Origin of the sequence: Faecalicatena contorta (assembly GCF_022835095.1) — a bacterium.
GTDB lineage: Bacteria > Bacillota > Clostridia > Lachnospirales > Lachnospiraceae > Faecalicatena > Faecalicatena contorta.
This window is the reverse complement of sequence record NZ_BQNQ01000001.1, coordinates 4,328,500-4,344,785: the sequence shown is the minus strand read 5'-3', so window position 1 is coordinate 4,344,785 and position 16,286 is coordinate 4,328,500. Positions and strand designations below refer to the sequence as shown.

At 44.7% G+C, this 16,286-nt stretch carries 15 protein-coding genes and 3 pseudogenes; all 18 read left to right on the top strand.

The annotated features are described in order from the left end of the window. Positions 1-422: 422 nt before the first annotated feature. The 18 genes and pseudogenes from MWG26_RS19460 (at position 423) to MWG26_RS19375 (ending at position 16,262) form a co-directional block, all read left to right on the top strand. On the top strand, positions 423-1,061 hold the full coding sequence (locus MWG26_RS19460) for an endonuclease III domain-containing protein (protein WP_025655970.1): 639 nt from the start codon (positions 423-425) through the stop codon (positions 1,059-1,061). A gap of 20 nt (positions 1,062-1,081) precedes the next feature. After that, positions 1,082-1,891, top strand: a complete 810-nt coding sequence (locus tag MWG26_RS19455) for a DNA-3-methyladenine glycosylase family protein (RefSeq protein ID WP_025655971.1) — start codon at positions 1,082-1,084, stop codon at positions 1,889-1,891. An 85-nt stretch (positions 1,892-1,976) separates the two neighbouring features. Further along, entirely contained in the window at positions 1,977-3,146 is a 1,170-nt protein-coding gene (locus MWG26_RS19450) for an HNH endonuclease domain-containing protein (protein ID WP_025655972.1), read from the top strand. 57 nt (positions 3,147-3,203) lie between these two features. Beyond that, positions 3,204-3,812: a class I SAM-dependent methyltransferase gene (locus MWG26_RS19445; protein ID WP_025655973.1), complete on the top strand. Its 609-nt coding sequence runs from the start codon at positions 3,204-3,206 to the stop codon at positions 3,810-3,812. Between the two features lie 106 nt (positions 3,813-3,918). Then, a complete protein-coding gene (locus MWG26_RS19440) occupies positions 3,919-4,353 on the top strand; it encodes a UPF0158 family protein (RefSeq protein ID WP_025655974.1) in 435 nt (144 codons plus the stop codon). After that, positions 4,353-5,219, top strand: coding sequence for a DUF6615 family protein (locus MWG26_RS19435; protein WP_025655975.1), 867 nt, complete (start codon positions 4,353-4,355; stop codon positions 5,217-5,219). The genes MWG26_RS19440 and MWG26_RS19435 overlap by 1 nt, the downstream gene beginning before the upstream one ends. A 48-nt stretch (positions 5,220-5,267) precedes the next feature. Beyond that, a pseudogene (locus MWG26_RS19430) lies at positions 5,268-5,378 on the top strand (protein adenylyltransferase Fic); the annotation flags it as partial. A gap of 77 nt (positions 5,379-5,455) precedes the next feature. Next, positions 5,456-6,343, top strand: a complete 888-nt coding sequence (locus tag MWG26_RS19425; RefSeq protein ID WP_025655976.1) for a Fic family protein — start codon at positions 5,456-5,458, stop codon at positions 6,341-6,343. 160 nt (positions 6,344-6,503) lie between these two features. After that, positions 6,504-6,700 (top strand): annotated as a pseudogene (locus MWG26_RS23110) (transposase domain-containing protein); the annotation flags it as partial. 58 nt (positions 6,701-6,758) lie between these two features. Further along, a pseudogene (locus tag MWG26_RS23230) lies at positions 6,759-7,180 on the top strand (IS66 family transposase); the annotation flags it as partial. Between the two features lie 280 nt (positions 7,181-7,460). After that, positions 7,461-8,354: a Fic family protein gene (locus MWG26_RS19410; RefSeq protein WP_025655979.1), complete on the top strand. Its 894-nt coding sequence runs from the start codon at positions 7,461-7,463 to the stop codon at positions 8,352-8,354. 160 nt (positions 8,355-8,514) lie between these two features. Beyond that, complete coding sequence (locus MWG26_RS19405) at positions 8,515-8,979, top strand: low molecular weight protein-tyrosine-phosphatase (protein ID WP_025655980.1); 465 nt, start codon at positions 8,515-8,517, stop codon at positions 8,977-8,979. 63 nt (positions 8,980-9,042) lie between these two features. Continuing rightward, positions 9,043-9,750 carry a hypothetical protein gene (locus MWG26_RS19400; RefSeq protein WP_025655981.1) on the top strand — a complete coding sequence of 236 codons (708 nt, stop codon included), beginning with the start codon at positions 9,043-9,045 and terminating at the stop codon, positions 9,748-9,750. A 25-nt stretch (positions 9,751-9,775) separates the two neighbouring features. Further along, positions 9,776-13,057 (top strand): UvrD-helicase domain-containing protein, encoded by a 3,282-nt coding sequence (locus tag MWG26_RS19395; protein ID WP_025655982.1) that lies wholly within the window; start codon positions 9,776-9,778, stop codon positions 13,055-13,057. A 128-nt stretch (positions 13,058-13,185) separates the two neighbouring features. Further along, positions 13,186-14,151 (top strand): N-acetylmuramoyl-L-alanine amidase family protein, encoded by a 966-nt coding sequence (locus tag MWG26_RS19390; protein WP_025655983.1) that lies wholly within the window; start codon positions 13,186-13,188, stop codon positions 14,149-14,151. Positions 14,152-14,488: 337 nt separating this feature from the next. Continuing rightward, positions 14,489-14,929 carry a LytTR family DNA-binding domain-containing protein gene (locus MWG26_RS19385; RefSeq protein WP_025655984.1) on the top strand — a complete coding sequence of 147 codons (441 nt, stop codon included), beginning with the start codon at positions 14,489-14,491 and terminating at the stop codon, positions 14,927-14,929. Next, complete coding sequence (locus MWG26_RS19380; RefSeq protein ID WP_025655985.1) at positions 14,930-15,427, top strand: hypothetical protein; 498 nt, start codon at positions 14,930-14,932, stop codon at positions 15,425-15,427. Beyond that, positions 15,411-16,262, top strand: a complete 852-nt coding sequence (locus MWG26_RS19375; RefSeq protein ID WP_117440598.1) for an ABC transporter ATP-binding protein — start codon at positions 15,411-15,413, stop codon at positions 16,260-16,262. The genes MWG26_RS19380 and MWG26_RS19375 overlap by 17 nt, the downstream gene beginning before the upstream one ends. Positions 16,263-16,286: the final 24 nt, after the last annotated feature.

Sequence of the window (16,286 nt, the reverse complement as noted above, 5' to 3'; positions counted from 1 at the left end):
ACAGGCCGGCTATGATGGAAGAGATAAAGTACTTATGACATTTCATAAAAAAAGTTAAGAGCTGTTGTTTCATAGTGGAAGAAACTTCTATGGAGCTGCGGCTCTGTTTCTTATATAATAGGAAAGTACTAAGCACTTTTCTATTACATAAAAACCCTCCGGGGAATGCACACGCCGCGATAAGGTATATAGCCGCAAAGCGGCATCGCGGCGGCGCCAAAGTGTACAAGCCCCACACGAGTGAGGGGGTGGGGTTTGTACACTTTGATCTATAATAGAAACGTAGTGAATTATAACTGGAAAGCAATGTGCAAGGTTGTTATAATAGAAGAAGATTAATCTTGAAAGCGGATAAGCCTTCCATATCTATAGGCGGAGGGCAGGCAAACAGATTTCAATAAAGTCTTAATTGGAGGATCAAGATGACAAAAGAAGAATTAGCATTGGAAATCATAGAACGTCTGAAAAAGGAATATCCGGATGCGGACTGTACCCTGGATTATGACCAGGCATGGAAACTGCTTGTGGGTGTGCGTCTGGCAGCACAGTGTACTGATGCCCGGGTAAATGTGGTGGTAGAAGATTTATATGAAAAGTACCCGGATGTAGATGCGCTTGCCCAAGCAGATGTGCAAGATATTGAGCGAATCGTAAAGCCATGTGGGCTTGGCAAAAGCAAGGCCAGAGACATCAGCGCCTGCATGAAAATATTAAAGGAACAATATGGCGGCGGCATTCCTAAAACCTTTGATGAGCTGCTGAAGCTTCCGGGGGTAGGAAGAAAAAGCGCCAATCTAATCATGGGGGACGTATTCGGTGAGCCGGCGATTGTGACAGATACACATTGCATCCGCCTGGTAAACCGCATTGGACTGGTAGACGGAATAAAGGATCCTAAAAAAGTAGAGATGGCCTTGTGGAAACTGATACCGCCGGCAGAAGGGAGTGACTTCTGCCACAGGCTTGTATACCACGGACGGGATGTCTGTACGGCACGGACAAAGCCGCACTGTGATAAATGCTGTCTTGCGGATATCTGCGCAAAGTCAGGAGTGGAGTAGAAGAGATACGGATGAAAGCAATGACTGAAAAAACACTGAATTATTTTGATATATCCCAGATCTGCAATTCCGGACAGTGTTTTCGGATGAGCCAGAAGGGGGAAGATACATATTCCGTGATCGCCGGGGAAAGATATCTGGAAATCCGGCAGAGCGGGAACCAATGCACATTTTATTGTGATGAAGCAGAATACGAAAATTATTGGAAGCACTATTTTGACCTGGATACAGACTATGAAGACTATCAAAAATGTATCAGCCAGCGTGACCGATATCTGTTGTCTGCCTCAGAATTTGGCAGCGGCATCCGCATCCTGCATCAGGACTTGTGGGAGATGATCGTGTCGTTTCTGATATCCCAGCAGAATAATATTGTCCGGATCAGAAGATGCATACAAAATATCAGCGAAAAGTACGGGGAAAGAAAACAGGATGCTGACGGAAACATTTATGATACGTTTCCGAAGCCGGAGGCTTTGGCCTGCCTGGATGAGGACGAGCTGAAGGCCTGCAATCTGGGATACAGGAGCAAATATGTGGTCAGGACATCCAAAAGCGTGGTAAATGGTGATATATCCCTGGATGAGATCAGGCAGATGCCGTATAAAAAGGCGAAAGAAGAGCTGTTGAAGCTATTCGGCGTGGGCGAAAAGGTGGCTGACTGTATCTGTCTGTTTGCGCTCCACCACCTCCAGGCATTTCCAGTAGACACTCATATTAATCAGGCTTTAAAGCAGCATTATCCGAAGGGTTTTCCGAAAAGGCGGTATAAGGGCTGTGAAGGGGTTATGCAGCAGTATATATTCTATTATGAGCTTCTGGGAAAATAATGGATTGGTTCATATACAAAAGAAGATCGATGACGGATTGAGCGGCGGTAAATTTGTCGGGTAAGGGATTGGTGGAAACATGAGTATGGAATTAAAATTGGATTCAGAAATTATCTATGAAAATAATCTAGATACAATTAAATTTGCAAAAATGCTGGATGACCCTTCCCAGTGTTATAAATTCTATTGGCTCGAAGCAATCCTGAATTTAATTAGGGATAATGAAGTGGTAAGTTTTGATGCTATTATTAATGAAATGATCTGCGGGGCCTGGTATACAGTCACCTGTTTTCACCTTCATCTGGGACCGGTTATAAAAAACAAAACAGAGAATTTTCTTGAACATGCCATTAACACTCTGGCTAAGAACTCGGATTTATCACAAGATGCAGAAAGGGAAGACATTATAGCGGCCATCAAGCTGAATGAAAAGGAACTGAGAAGTGATAAAACGAACCTTACGAACTGCGTTCCGTACAGGCTTTTGTCATCTTTCCTGGATGAACTCGGGGGCGGGAATAAACTTTGGAACCAGCGGGGGAGGCTGATTGAGTATATCAATCGGATGAATGAAAAAACATCGCTTCTCTACACCATTATTGATGGAAAAGGACTGCAGAAAAAGATCCGGATTAATCCCCACTGGAGGCAGCTGATACTAGATAACTATCCTGTAATATACAGCTGGATCCAATTAAAGAAAATCCGTTTTCTGCAGGACCGTAACCCGGGAGTTCCCGGCATCATATATAAATTAGAGCGCGAGAATAACAAGATCCGGAAATTGCATCACGCCAGAGAACTATGGAAAAGTGCGGTCGAAATAGGCGGCTCCCCGATATATGATATCTACTCAGGAAAAGAATTGGATCTTAAAAGTTATGACTTGGATCACTTTGTTCCACGGTCATATATCGCAAATGACGAATTATGGAACTTAACGCCAATGGAGAAGAGGCTGAATTCCAGCAAGAATAACAGACTTCCGGAATGGGACAGCTATTTTCCGGGGCTGGCTGGCAATCAGTATTACTTATATAAAATTGTTTTCAGCAATCCCGGTATCCGTAAAAAATTCGAAAATTGCAGGAGAGATAATCTCAATGCAATATGGGCAAGTGAAACCTTATTTATCGAGGGAAACACGGAGGAAAGATTTACGAATATACTTGAACATAATTTAAAACCACTGCATGAATCCGCCTTGCTGCAGGGATATGGATTATGGAAATGTCCTGCGGATTTGATTCTGTAGCTGCTTCCTTGAAATAAATAAGAAATCCAGAAAGTTTATGGAAGGCGGGAAATACGGATGGAAGATAGTAAGACAATCACCTATTATAATGAGCATGCAGAGGAATTTATAGAAAACACCTGGAAGGCTGATATGTCAGAAGTTTACGGCCGCTTTTTAAAATACATGGAGCCAGGTGCGCATATATTGGATGCGGGCTGCGGCAGTGGACGCGATAGCTATTGGTTTATGCAAAAGGGATACCAGGTGACGGTTGCCGATGCATCGGAGTCGATGTGTAAAGCTGCTGAACGACTGACCGGCCAGCAGGTAGTGCAGTTCCGTTTTGAGGATATGGATTTTCAAGAGGCGTTTGATGGTATATGGGCCTGCGCCTCTTTGCTGCATGTAAAGAGAGATAAGTTACCGGAGATAATCGGGAAAATGATGACTGCCTTAAGAGAGGGAGGCGTCCTATATGCCTCATGGAAATACGGGCTTTCTGAAAGATGGTCTGGTGACCGGTATTTTTGCGATCTTACACAGGAAGAACTGTCACAAATACTCTCGGAACAAGGTGGATATATATTAGAGGAATGGTGGATTACAGAGGATGTGCGGGTAGAGCATAAATCTGAAAGGTGGCTGAATGTTATTATCAGAAAAAGTAATCGAAAAATAAAATAAATATCTCGAATTAACTGTCAGACAGAGATATACAATCAGTCAATTAAACTGTCAAAATATTTTTTATAACAGAGTGCCTTATTCTAACGGAGGATAAATATAGAAAATGAAGAAACAAATATGTATAGAAGATATTGCTGAAGAATTAGAGGCATGTACAGATAGCTGGGAACAGTTTTTAAATACCGAAACCGGTGAAATAGTGGCGTTGTCGGATGGCATGTGGGTAGACCGGGATGAAGAATTAGAGGAAGAGATTGATGCTTCGGATAGTTATGAACGTCTTCCGAACCAATATGAAATACATGAGTGGAAGATTATGGAGACGTTTGCGCTGGGAGTGACATCGGAAAGAAAACAGGAGCGGCTTTTGTTGGCACTGCATGGAAGAAAGGCTTATCGCCATTTTAAAGATGAAATTATAAACTTAGGTATTGATGAAGAATACTACGCATACCGATTCCAGGCGCTATGTAAAATTGCGGAAGAATGGTGTGAAGAGAATGAGATTCCGTATACCACCAGGGAGGAAAGGCACTAATGAAAAGAGTAGTATTTATTGGGGAAGAGGAAGAAGCGCTTGTGTTTCATCAGTGTTCAGCTTTTATTTATGAATGGTTACTGAAGCAGGCACATGTAAAAGAAGAGTCTTTGACGGATTGGCTGTTATATGATATATCAAGCAGCAATCCGAATATTTATTATAAGGCATTTTCACGCCATGAAGAATCAGAGAATGGAGCAGATTGGGAGTGGTGGATATTAACGACGGATCCTTTTTATAAAGATAAGTATAATGGGTATAGATTTTTGGTACAGGCTAAAAAGTTATGGCCAAATAATCAGGATAATTATTCATTATTAAGTTATGGTAATAAAAATGGCTTCCAGATAGATTTACTTTTGAATGAAGCCAGGTATAGAAATTCGTATCCATTATATATGTTTTACACGACAACACAACCGGACATAACAGAACAAATAAAAAATATTCAATTTATACAGGAAGAAACACTCCGATGGTGTGAAGACTGTAATAACGGATGTTTTTTATTAGATGCTGGAAGTATTAGTGAGATTCTTTTTAATTTGCCAAGACATAAAATATTTGATACAGAGATCGTAAATCATTCATGGAAATTATCTCTTTTAGATAAATTGTTTCAGGATCGAAGCAAGAGCGGTCATTTATTGAATGAATTCAATCAGAGATTGATACAACTTGGTGGAATGGACTCTAAATATAATGGCGGGGTATATGGCATTAAGCATAGTAGTAGAGGAATTCCGAATTACTTAAAGTTTTTTGTTGAGCACCAGGGACAAGACCTTGGTTGGCTTGAGAGAGAAATGAAGTTCGAGATAAAAGAGATTGGCGGATTAGCTGTTATTGACCTACGCGAGTGAAACGGGCGAAATCGGTGCCTTAAAGATAGAAGGGGACGTGAAATAAATGCCCTGACTGATAATATTTATGACCGTAAAATTTATATGAAGGGCATTGATCACAGTTACTATTATGAAGGTTATTATGTTTTCAAGACCGAAGAATTAACAAAGCGGTAAGCGTGGAGATAGTTATTGAACAAAAATTCAAGGAGATTTTGGTTTGGAAAACTTAGACAGATATAAACGGAGGAAATATGCGATATCTCTCAGTTAATGAAACAGCGAAAAAATGGAATATATCGGAGCGAAGTGTGAGAAATTATTACGCTCATAGGCGTGTAAAAGGCGCATTTCTTACCAGCAAGACCTGGAACATTCCGGAAGATGCTGAAAAACCAGAGCGATCCAACAAGAGAAAAGAACAGATAACTTTGCTGGATATTTTGCAGGGACAGAAGGCAAGTAAATATTCAGATGGAATTTACCATAAGACTCAAATTGATTTAACATATAATTCAAACCATATGGAAGGCAGCCGTCTGACTCGCGATCAGACCAGATATATTTTTGAAACTAATACTATCGGCGTGGAAAATGAAGTTCTCAATGTGGATGATGTGATTGAAACAGCAAATCATTTTCGTTGTATTGATATGATCATTGATCATGCAAAATTCGCTTTGACGGAAAAGCTTATTAAGGAACTGCACCTGATACTAAAAAGCGGAACCAGTGATTCCAGAAAAGACTGGTTTGCAGCGGGAGAATATAAGAAACTGCCAAATGAGGTGGGCGGCATGGAAACCGTACTTCCGGAAGAAGTTGTCGACAAAATGAAGGCCCTGCTGGCAGAGTACAATGCGAAAGAAGAAAAGACCTTTGAGGATATTTTAGATTTCTATGTGAAGTTTGAGAGAATCCACCCATTTCAGGACGGAAACGGCCGTGTGGGCAGACTGATTATGTTTAAAGAGTGTCTGAAATATAATATTGTTCCGTTTATCATCGAGGATCATCTAAAACTAATTTATTATCGAGGATTGAAAGAGTGGGATAATGAGAAGGGGTATCTGACAGATACCTGTCTGACGGCGCAGGATAAATATAAAGTTTATCTGGATTATTTCAGGATTGAGTATTAAGAGTATCTTTAGATTACCACAGGTTTATCCTAAAGTATCAACTTGATACTTTAGAAATATTGCAAAGGGACAAAGTGACTTTGACAATTTTTAAATTCATCAAAACAATGATATTCAATGACTGAGAGATGATGTTTGGAATCATTGCGGTAAAAAGCTAAACAGTGCGATCATCTACAGCATAACGGAAACAGCTAAGGCGAATAACCTGAATCCGTTCCGTTATCTGCCCCACATCCTGACAGTATTGAGGTCCATCAGGATGATACAGATTACAGCTTTATTGAAGAACTGCTTCCATGGTTCGATCAGTTACCGGAGATCTGTCGGAGCAAATCTAAAACAACCAATGTGTAGACCTGGCCGCCGGAAACGGCGGTAAAAAATGAGCCAGTACTCATGTTTTACCGTATACGAAAAATACGCGGATGGATATAACTAGCTGAGCCTTTTTAACGAGGCAGAGCAGGAAACAGATCCGGATGCGCCGGAGCCGGAAATGGAGGAAATCCATTCGTCTTCTTATAAAAGAAGTGTCCCGGCAAATAGGCGGAAGACCTTTCCGCCTTTGAAACGGAAAAGAGGCCTTCCCTTCTTAAAGGCAGTGTGGCAACACCATTCCTGGTTTCAGGCATCATGAACGCAAAGTATGTCAATGGCATGCCCCTGGCGCGTCAGGAACGGGAATTTGCCCGTTATGGCCTGAACCTTTCTGCGGAGACCATGGCGAATTGGATCATTCAGTGTGCGGAACGGTATCTGCAGCCATTTTATGGACTGATAAAGGAAGAATTCCTCCAGGGCAGGTATGCCCATGGAGATGCAACCCGTGTTCAGTATCACAGAAACTGCGCTTATGAATGGACTGAAGCCATACAACTATCTCTCACATATGATGGGAAAAATGAAAGATTTCGGTGCGTTTCCGGCAAATGAAGAGATGTTGGATATTCTTCCATGATCCGCCAAACTGCCGGATGATTACCTACTTACCTACATTGGAAAAAGTAGCTTTTGAGCTTTTGCATTGTTCCGAAAAAGGGGTAATATTATTCCGATAGCGTTGCTATTATTCCGATAATTGGGTATACTATTGTTTGAAGCGAGGTGCAGAAATATGTATATGTCAGTAAAACAGACCGCAGAGAAATGGGGCATTTCAGATAGAAGAGTACGAATATTATGTTCAGAGGGGAAAATTCCAGGTGTTATTCGTGAGGGGCGCAGTTGGAAGGTTCCAGCAGAGGCGCAAAAACCGGAGGATGGCCGGTATAAGTCTGCGGAAAGCCTGCTTGAGAACATTGATAGGAAGAAAATAGAACTGGATTCCAGACGTCCTTTGACTGAGGGAGAGGTTGAGCGGCTGACAGAGGAATTTGTGGTTGAATTCACTTATAATTCCAATGCCATTGAGGGGAATACGCTGACTCTCCGTGAAACTGATATGGTACTGCGCGGTTTGACCATTGATCAGAAGCCTTTAAAAGATCATATGGAGGCGGTTGGACATAAGGAAGCCTTTGATTTTGTGAGGGAATTAGTGAAAGAACAGTCACCATTATCAGAAAGTATCATTAAACAAATTCATTATTTAGTGTTGGCTGATAAAAAAGATGACAAGGGTGTATACAGAAAAGTTCCGGTAAGAATTATGGGGGCAAAACATGAGCCTGTACAGCCGTATTTAATCCAGCCGAAGATGGAGCAGTTGCTGGAGGGTTATAGAAAAAGCCCAGAGCATATCATTCCCAGGCTTGCCTGGTTTCATATTGAATTTGAAGGCATTCACCCGTTTATCGATGGTAATGGCCGCACGGGGCGCTTGCTTGTGAATCTGGAATTGATGAAAGCAGGATATCCACCGATCGATATAAAATTTGCGGATCGAATTGCGTATTACAGTGCTTTTGACGAATACCATGTGAAGCATAATTGGGGAGCGATGGAGAAATTATTTGCGGGGTATGTGAATGAAAGACTGGACAGCTATTTAGCAATGCTAAAAGAATAAATATTGTTGTATGGGAGATAAAAATGTTTGTTTCAGAATACTTTGGCTTTGATAATGAACTGAATGTTAAGAATGTATTTGAATGTATATTAGATAAAGATAGCCTATTTTTTATTAACCTGAAATGTGTTATTCAAAAGCTGGAAGGAATATAATCAAGATGAAAAAAATACTATTTATCTGCCACGGCAACATCTGCCGTTCCCCCATGGCAGAATTTGTTTTCCGCGACATGGTCCAAAAGAGAGGATTAGCCAATTCATTTTCCATAGCCTCAGCAGCCACAAGCCGCGAGGAAGAAGGCAACCCAGTCCATTACGGTACAGTCCAAAAGTTAAAGACCCAAGGCATCAGTACAGCCGGCAAATATGCAGTTCAAATGCAAAAGAAGGATTACGCCGCATACGACTACATCATAGGCATGGAGTACCGCAATATCCGTAACATCCACCGCATCATAGGATCCGACCCAGACCACAAGGTACACCGCCTTCTAGACTTTACCGTCAATCCCCGTGATATTGCCGACCCCTGGTACACAGGCAATTTCGACAGAACGTACGACGATATAGTAGAAGGATGCGAAGGTCTGCTATTACATATCCTGGAAAATGAAAAAATTTAGCTGCGAAACAGATCCCGCCTGTTTTCACCGTAACATAAAATCACCAGAATTAGGAGATTAAGTATGAGATTAGAGCAGTTAAATCCCGTACTCCACTTGGAAGATTACGAAGACATACCTGAAGACATTCTCCTCTGGAAGGATGATTCAGAGCTGCAGCAAGGGGCCGGATGGCTCCGGATCGCCAAGAAGATTCAAACAGCCGAGAGTCCGCAGCTAGACAAGCGGCCATATACAACAGAGGGCGTCCCAATACCAAATCAGCCGTGCAATCAGCCGTGCGTAAAGGTCCCGTCCCCGCACAAGCTGTGTGTCGGCATAGGACAATATCACACAGAGATGGATGGAAACATCTATCTCTGTGTTCTTCTAAGCAGAGATACAAGAGAAGTCTTATCCTGTTCATTCGGTGTATACCGTTCCCCGGAATTAGTACAAAAAGCCCTGGAACTATTTTTCGAAATATACGATTATCCGAACCAAAACGGACAGGAAAAATACCGGGAAATATTACTTCTCACCAGCAGAAATCCGATTTACCAGAAAACGCGTTACACTGACATCCTCAGCAGATTTCCAATAGTACCAGTAATGCCCCCTCCCGGAAGCCGGGGCCAGGCGGCCATAATAAGCACGTATTTTTCTCAGCTGATGAGGAGGAAGGGCAGGACCATATTCTATACATGGCATGATGCGATAGACTGGATTTCCGACGATATCACATGTTATAATGAACGGCAAAGATACAAAAGCGGACAAGTAATTTCATAAAGTATTCAGAAGAGAAGGTGTTTATATGTACATAGCAGATTTGCATATCCATTCCCATTATTCCCGTGCAACCAGCAGGGACTGTAATCTGGAAAACCTGGACTTATGGGCGAGACGAAAGGGAATCCACATTGTCGGAACCGGTGATTTTACCCATCCGGCCTGGCGGGAAGAAATGCTGGAAAAGCTCCAGCCGGCGGAAGAAGGGCTTTACACTTTGAAAGAAGAATACCGCATATCAGACGGCTCTGTAGCGGATGTGATGATCCCAAGGTTTGTAATCACAGGAGAAATCAGTTCTATCTATAAGAAGTACGACAGAGTCCGGAAGGTACACAGCCTGATTTTGCTGCCGGGCCTGGAGGACGCGGAGATACTGGCAAGAAAGCTGGAGATCATTGGAAATATCCATTCAGACGGGCGGCCGATCCTGGGGCTGGACTGTCATGATCTGCTGGAAATTATGTTGGAGTTGTGTCCCGGTGCAATTTATGTGCCCGCTCATATCTGGACACCTCATTTTTCCCTTTTCGGTGCTTTCTCAGGATTCGATTCGGTGGAGGAGTGCTTTGGGGATTTAGCAGGACATATCCATGCTATGGAGACCGGCCTGTCCTCTGACCCGCCGATGAACTGGCGGATTTCTGCGCTGGATCAGTATCAGCTGATTTCCAACTCAGATGCGCATTCCCCGGCTAAATTGGGCCGTGAAGCTAATCTGCTGGATATCGGGCTTTCGTTTACAGAACTCAGGGAGGCCATACAGACCGGAAAAGGCCTGCATGGAACGATTGAGTTTTTCCCCGAAGAAGGAAAATACCATTACGACGGCCACCGAAAATGCGGCATCTGCCTGACGCCCGCGGAGACGATAAAATATGGGGGCGTCTGCCCCGTATGCGGCCGAAAGCTGACAATCGGAGTGTCGCATCGGGTAGAACAGCTGGCTGACCGCGAAGAAGGCTATGTTCGGACTGGGGCGAAAGGTTTTGAGAGCCTGGTGCCTCTGCCGGAAGTGATTGGAGCATCCCTGGGGCACTCTGCGGCGAGTACAAAAGTACAGAAGGAGTATCAGAATATGCTGCGTACATTGGGACCGGAGTTCGAAATACTGCGGACGGTTCCTGAGGAAGAAGTGAAAAAAATATCGGGTCATCTGATTGCGGAAGGAATCCGAAGACTGAGAGATGGGAAGGTAGAGCGCAATCCGGGATTTGATGGAGAGTATGGGACAATTCAATTATTTACGCAGGACGAGATCGACCGTTTGGATGGGCAAATGAGTTTCTTTGATGCCCTTTGTATCCAGGCAGCAGAGACGGTAGAGAAACGCATCAACGAAGAGGGGAATCAGGCTGATAAGCCACAGATGTCCGGTGACGGCAAGGAGACTGCAGCGGAAACAGGGGCGGAAAATGTTGTACCAGAGAGCATGGCAGACGGTGAGAAAACTGTAGGGGAAGCGGACAGCCAGAACCAATCGGCGGGGCTCAACCCGGAACAGGAACAGGCAGTTCGTGCCGTGGGCAGCGCAATTGCCGTGGTTGCCGGGCCAGGTACCGGAAAAACAAAGACTCTGATATCAAGGATTTTACATATGCTGGAGGTGCGAAAGGTAAAGCCTTCTGAAATTACTGCGGTTACATTTACAAATAAGGCGGCAGGGGAGCTGATGGAAAGAATCAAAAAGGCGATTGGCAGAACCAGAAATCTGAACAAAATGCAGGTAGGGACTTTCCACGCGATCTGCCTGAATTTCCTGAAAAAACAGGGGATCGAATTTTCACTGGCGGATGATGCGGCCTCAATGGAGGCGGCAGGAAGGGCATTGGACGAAACCGGGCTGAAGATGAAGCCAAAAGAACTGCTCCGGGTGGTTTCCCTTCTCAAATCGGGAATGTCCCCCGAAGAGATGCAGACCAGGCTGGTGCAAAACGGTGCGGATGAAGAGGAGACGGATATGCCTCTGAACTGGCAGGAAGGAGCGGATGCGTACCAGAGGATTCTTCAGGAACAGAAGCTGTTGGATTTTGACGACCTGCTTCTGGAGACATTAAAGCGAATGGAACAGGGAGTCGCGCAGGAAGGATGGGAAAAAGGGTTTTCCTATCTGCTTGTCGATGAATTTCAGGATATCAGTCCCATACAGTACCGTCTTATTCAGGCTTGGAACAAAGGCGGAAGGGAGCTGTTTGTAATTGGGGATCCGGATCAGTCCATCTATGGTTTCCGTGGATCGGATGCGCGTTGTTTTGAAAAGCTGAAACAGGATTATCCGGATATGCAGGAGATCCGGCTTGCATGGAACTACCGCTGTATACCTTCCGTACTTCATGCGGCTGCGTCTGTTATTTCACACAATCCGGGACCGGAGAGACGGCTTTTGCCCCACAGGCAGGAAGAAATGCCGGTACGCGTAGTAAAAGCAGCAAGCGAGATGGCAGAGGCCATATTTACAGCAAAGGAGATCAATAGGCTTACAGGCGGAATCGGCATGCTGGAAGCCCAGGAGATTGGCGCCGGAAGCGGAAAAGAACGGGGATTCGGTGACATCGCCGTGCTCTACCGCACACACCGGCAGGCTGACCTGTTGGAGAGATGCCTCAGAAAAGAAGGAATCCCATATGTTACAGCGGGAAGAGAAGCATTTCTGGCTGAGGATGAAGTAAGAGGGAGCATATCCTTCTTCAAATGCCTGGCGAATCCGGCGGATGAGTTTTCTAAGAAAATATCCCTGAAGCTGTTATGGGATATGGAAATCAATGTGGTGGCAGAAGGCGTATTTCAGGCAATGGCAGAAAAGTTCAGACCCCTCTATGCAAAAAGCAGAACTCAGAAGTTCCTGGAGAAATGGATAGAAGAAATGCAGATGCAGGATAGCAGTGCGATGAAAAAACTTGCGGGCATGACGGTGTTCTATAAAAATATGGATGAATTTATGGAGGCGCTGAGCATGGGTGTGGAGAGCGATTTAAAACGCTGCGGTGACAAGCGCTATACAGGCGAGGCGGTCACGCTTATGACGCTTCACGGGGCAAAAGGACTGGAGTTTCCTGTAACATTCATCTATGGTGTCAGAAAAGGGCTTATCCCCTTTGAAAAAGACGATACTGTTGATACAGAAGAGGAGCGCAGGCTTTTCTATGTTGGTATGACAAGGGCGAAAGACGAACTGATACTGACAACTTCCCAGGAAGAATCCGGATTTCTCGCGGAACTGCCTGAGGAGGAAATCTGCCGGGAGCGGGCAGACAAACGTAAAAATGCGGACAGTGGGAAACAGATGAGTCTGTTCGATTTTCTATAAAACCGGACAGCGGATAAACACTCAAAAAGGGTGTCTTAAAACTTTCTTTTGTTCATAATTTGGACAAGCAGGGCATATAATATCTCATATTTGTAATAGTGCCGGGAATGCGGCTGAAAAGGAGAATTATGGACAAGAAGAAAATCAGAGGAATAGCGGGAATAGCCGTTGTGTTAGCAGTGGCTGCGGCCGGAGTCTTTATCTATTCGGCCAGGAAGCCGGAACGGGCAGCAGGAAAGCAGGTAATGGCCGATCAGGTCAGCCGGCAGGCTTCATCACAGACAGAAACTCCGAAAGCCGGTGCTGAGAAACTTAATAACGGAGACACTCCCAAAGCTGGCTTAGCGGAATCATACACGGAGGAATCAAATACTGAAGAATCAAATACCAAGAAATCAGATCCTGTAAAATCGGACACTCAGGAACCAGATCCTGCAACAGAACCTGAGAAAACAGAGGACCAGATCATCATAGCGCTGGATCCAGGCCATCAGGGACCGGATGCGGGAATGATGGGAGAAGAAGAGGACGGACCGGGCTCCGGTATCATGAAGGCGAAGACAACATCAGGCACTGCAGGCCGTTTTACCGGACTTGCCGAATATCAGCTCAACCTGGATATAGCCAAGCAGGTAAAAGCGTGTTTGGCTGAACGTGGTTTCCAGGTGGTGATGACCCGCGAAAACCATGAAACATCGGTCAGCAACCAGGACCGTGCAAAGATTGCAAATGAATCCGGAGCAGAACTTTGTGTAAGGATTCATGCAAACGGCAGTGAGAGTCCAGAGAGTGCCGGTGCCCTGTGTCTGGTTATGTCACCGGATAATCCTTATGCGGGAGGCCTGTACGAGGAGAGTTTCCGGCTCGCAGAGAAAGTCCTGAATTCATACTGCGCAGCCACCGGTATTTATAACAGAGGCGTTCAGACAGACGATACCATGACCGGAATCAATTGGAGCCAGGTTCCGGTTATAATCCTTGAGATGGGATTTATGACCAACCAGCAGGATGATATGCAGATGGCAGATCCGGAATTTCAGCAAAAAATGGCTGAAGGGATAGCAAACGGTATTGAGTCATACATTAGAGAATGAGTTGACGATGAAACGGATGAGGAGTGGGATCCTTTCTTGGTCTGCAAATTCAAGAATAGTAAGAGGTGACACACAAAATCAGCCGGCAAAAGTTGATTATAGTTCAATTTTTGCCGGCTGATTTTGTGTGTCTTCTTTTACTGCTGTTTAGCACAGCGGTCAGAATCCCCAACAGAAAGATGCTTCCGTCTGCGTCCCGTCCCACGCCAGGCGTCCTCACTTTCATCTTCCCCACATGGAAACTCAGCCCCTTATTTGGGCAGGTTAGTTTATGGGGATTGTTTTTCCAACTTTGAGCAAGTATAGTTAATACAGAAATTGAAAGGGGGAGGGCTTTTTGAAAATCTCGATTCATACGGACAGCCAGATTGATGAGACTGAGATACAGATTACCTGCCGGCATTTGACTCCGCAGCTGGAGCGGGTGATTTCGATCCTGCGCATTTTAGATTTTAAGCTGCTGGGAGAGAAGGACGGAGAAGCGCATATACTGGACATTTCTAAGATCCTTTATATTGACACGGCAGATAAGAAAACTTTTTTGTATACCAAGGACGATGTTTTTGAATCTTGCTTAAAATTGTATGAGCTTGAGGAGGAACTGAAAGAGTTCGATTTTTTTCGGGCAGGAAAGTCCTGCATTATTAATCTGCGGCAAATCCAGAAGATCCGTGCGGATCTGGACAGGAAGCTGCGGGTAACGATGACAAACGGGGAGCAGCTGACCGTGTCCAGGCAGTATGCGGACTATGTGCGAAAGAAACTGGGGGTGAAATAAATGGAAGAAAAAAAGAATTTTTTTGACTTTGCGGAAAATGTACTTTGTACATTTGGGTTTATGATGATCCTGATGCTGATCTTTACTTTTGCTTTCGGAGAAGAGACCCGCACTCTTTCCACGATGTTCAGGCTGGGCGGGAGAGGGATTGCGCTGGCTACGATGTGCCAGTATCTGGGATTAGCCGTACTGATCACCGGGATAAGGTTTCTTTTCTTTTCAGAAAGGGCGGCAAAATATATGCCGGAATTGTACCGGATCTGCCTGATGCTGCTTTGTTCTGTCTTGGTAATTGTACTTTTTATTATTCTGTTTCGATGGTTCCCGGTTCATATGTGGCAGGCCTGGGTGATGTTTGTTTTATGCTTTGCAATATGTTTTGGGGCCAGTGTCTGGATTATGTCTGTTAAGAACCGGATGGAAAATGAAAAACTGGAGGAAAGCCTGGAGCATCTGAAGGAAAGGTGGAAGGAGGATCAGGATGGAAAACGCGATTAGTATCAGAGGGGTCAGCAAATCATTTTACGAAAAGCAAGTGCTTAGAGAGATCTCTATAGAGATCCATAAGGGGGAAGTCTTTGGCCTGCTGGGGCCTTCCGGAGCTGGGAAAACGACGCTGATTAAGTTAATTACCGGTCAGTTAAAGGCGGACCGGGGGAAGATCCGGGTACTGGGGCTGCCGGTTACTGAGCGGACCAAAATCTACAGCCAGATGGGGGCTATGCTGGATGATTCAGGTGTTTATGAAAGATTGAGCTGTTACGACAATTTGAAGCTGTTTACTGATATCCACGGGATTCCGAAAAGCCGGATTCGGGAAGTACTGCGCCAGGTAGGCCTGGACGGAGAAGGCCGTACGGCTGCGTCCAGCCTGTCCAAGGGGATGCGCCAGCGTCTGGTCTTCGCCAGGGCGATTCTGCAGGAACCAAAGCTGTTATTCATGGATGAACCGACCGGTGCCCTGGATCCGGCCATGACGGCGGAAATACACGGGCTGATTCGTGAGCAGAAAGAAAAAGGCGCTACCATATTTCTGACTACTCATAATATGGAGGAGGCGGCAAAGCTGTGTGACCATATCGCGCTGATCCATCAGGGAAAGATTGTGGAATACGGTGAACCGGACGCGTTGTGCCGCAAGTATAATGAATTGAATCAGATTCAAATTTTATTTAAAAACGGAGAGATGCTGACTCTGCCCAATTCTCCAGAGGCTGCTGACACGATATCATCCTCCTTCCGGCAGGGAGAGGTAGAGAGCATCCATTCAACAGAGCCGGATCTGGAAACTGTATTTATGAAACTGACAGGAAGAAGCCTGGTGAAAGGCTGAAACAGGCAGTCACCTTGCAAAAAC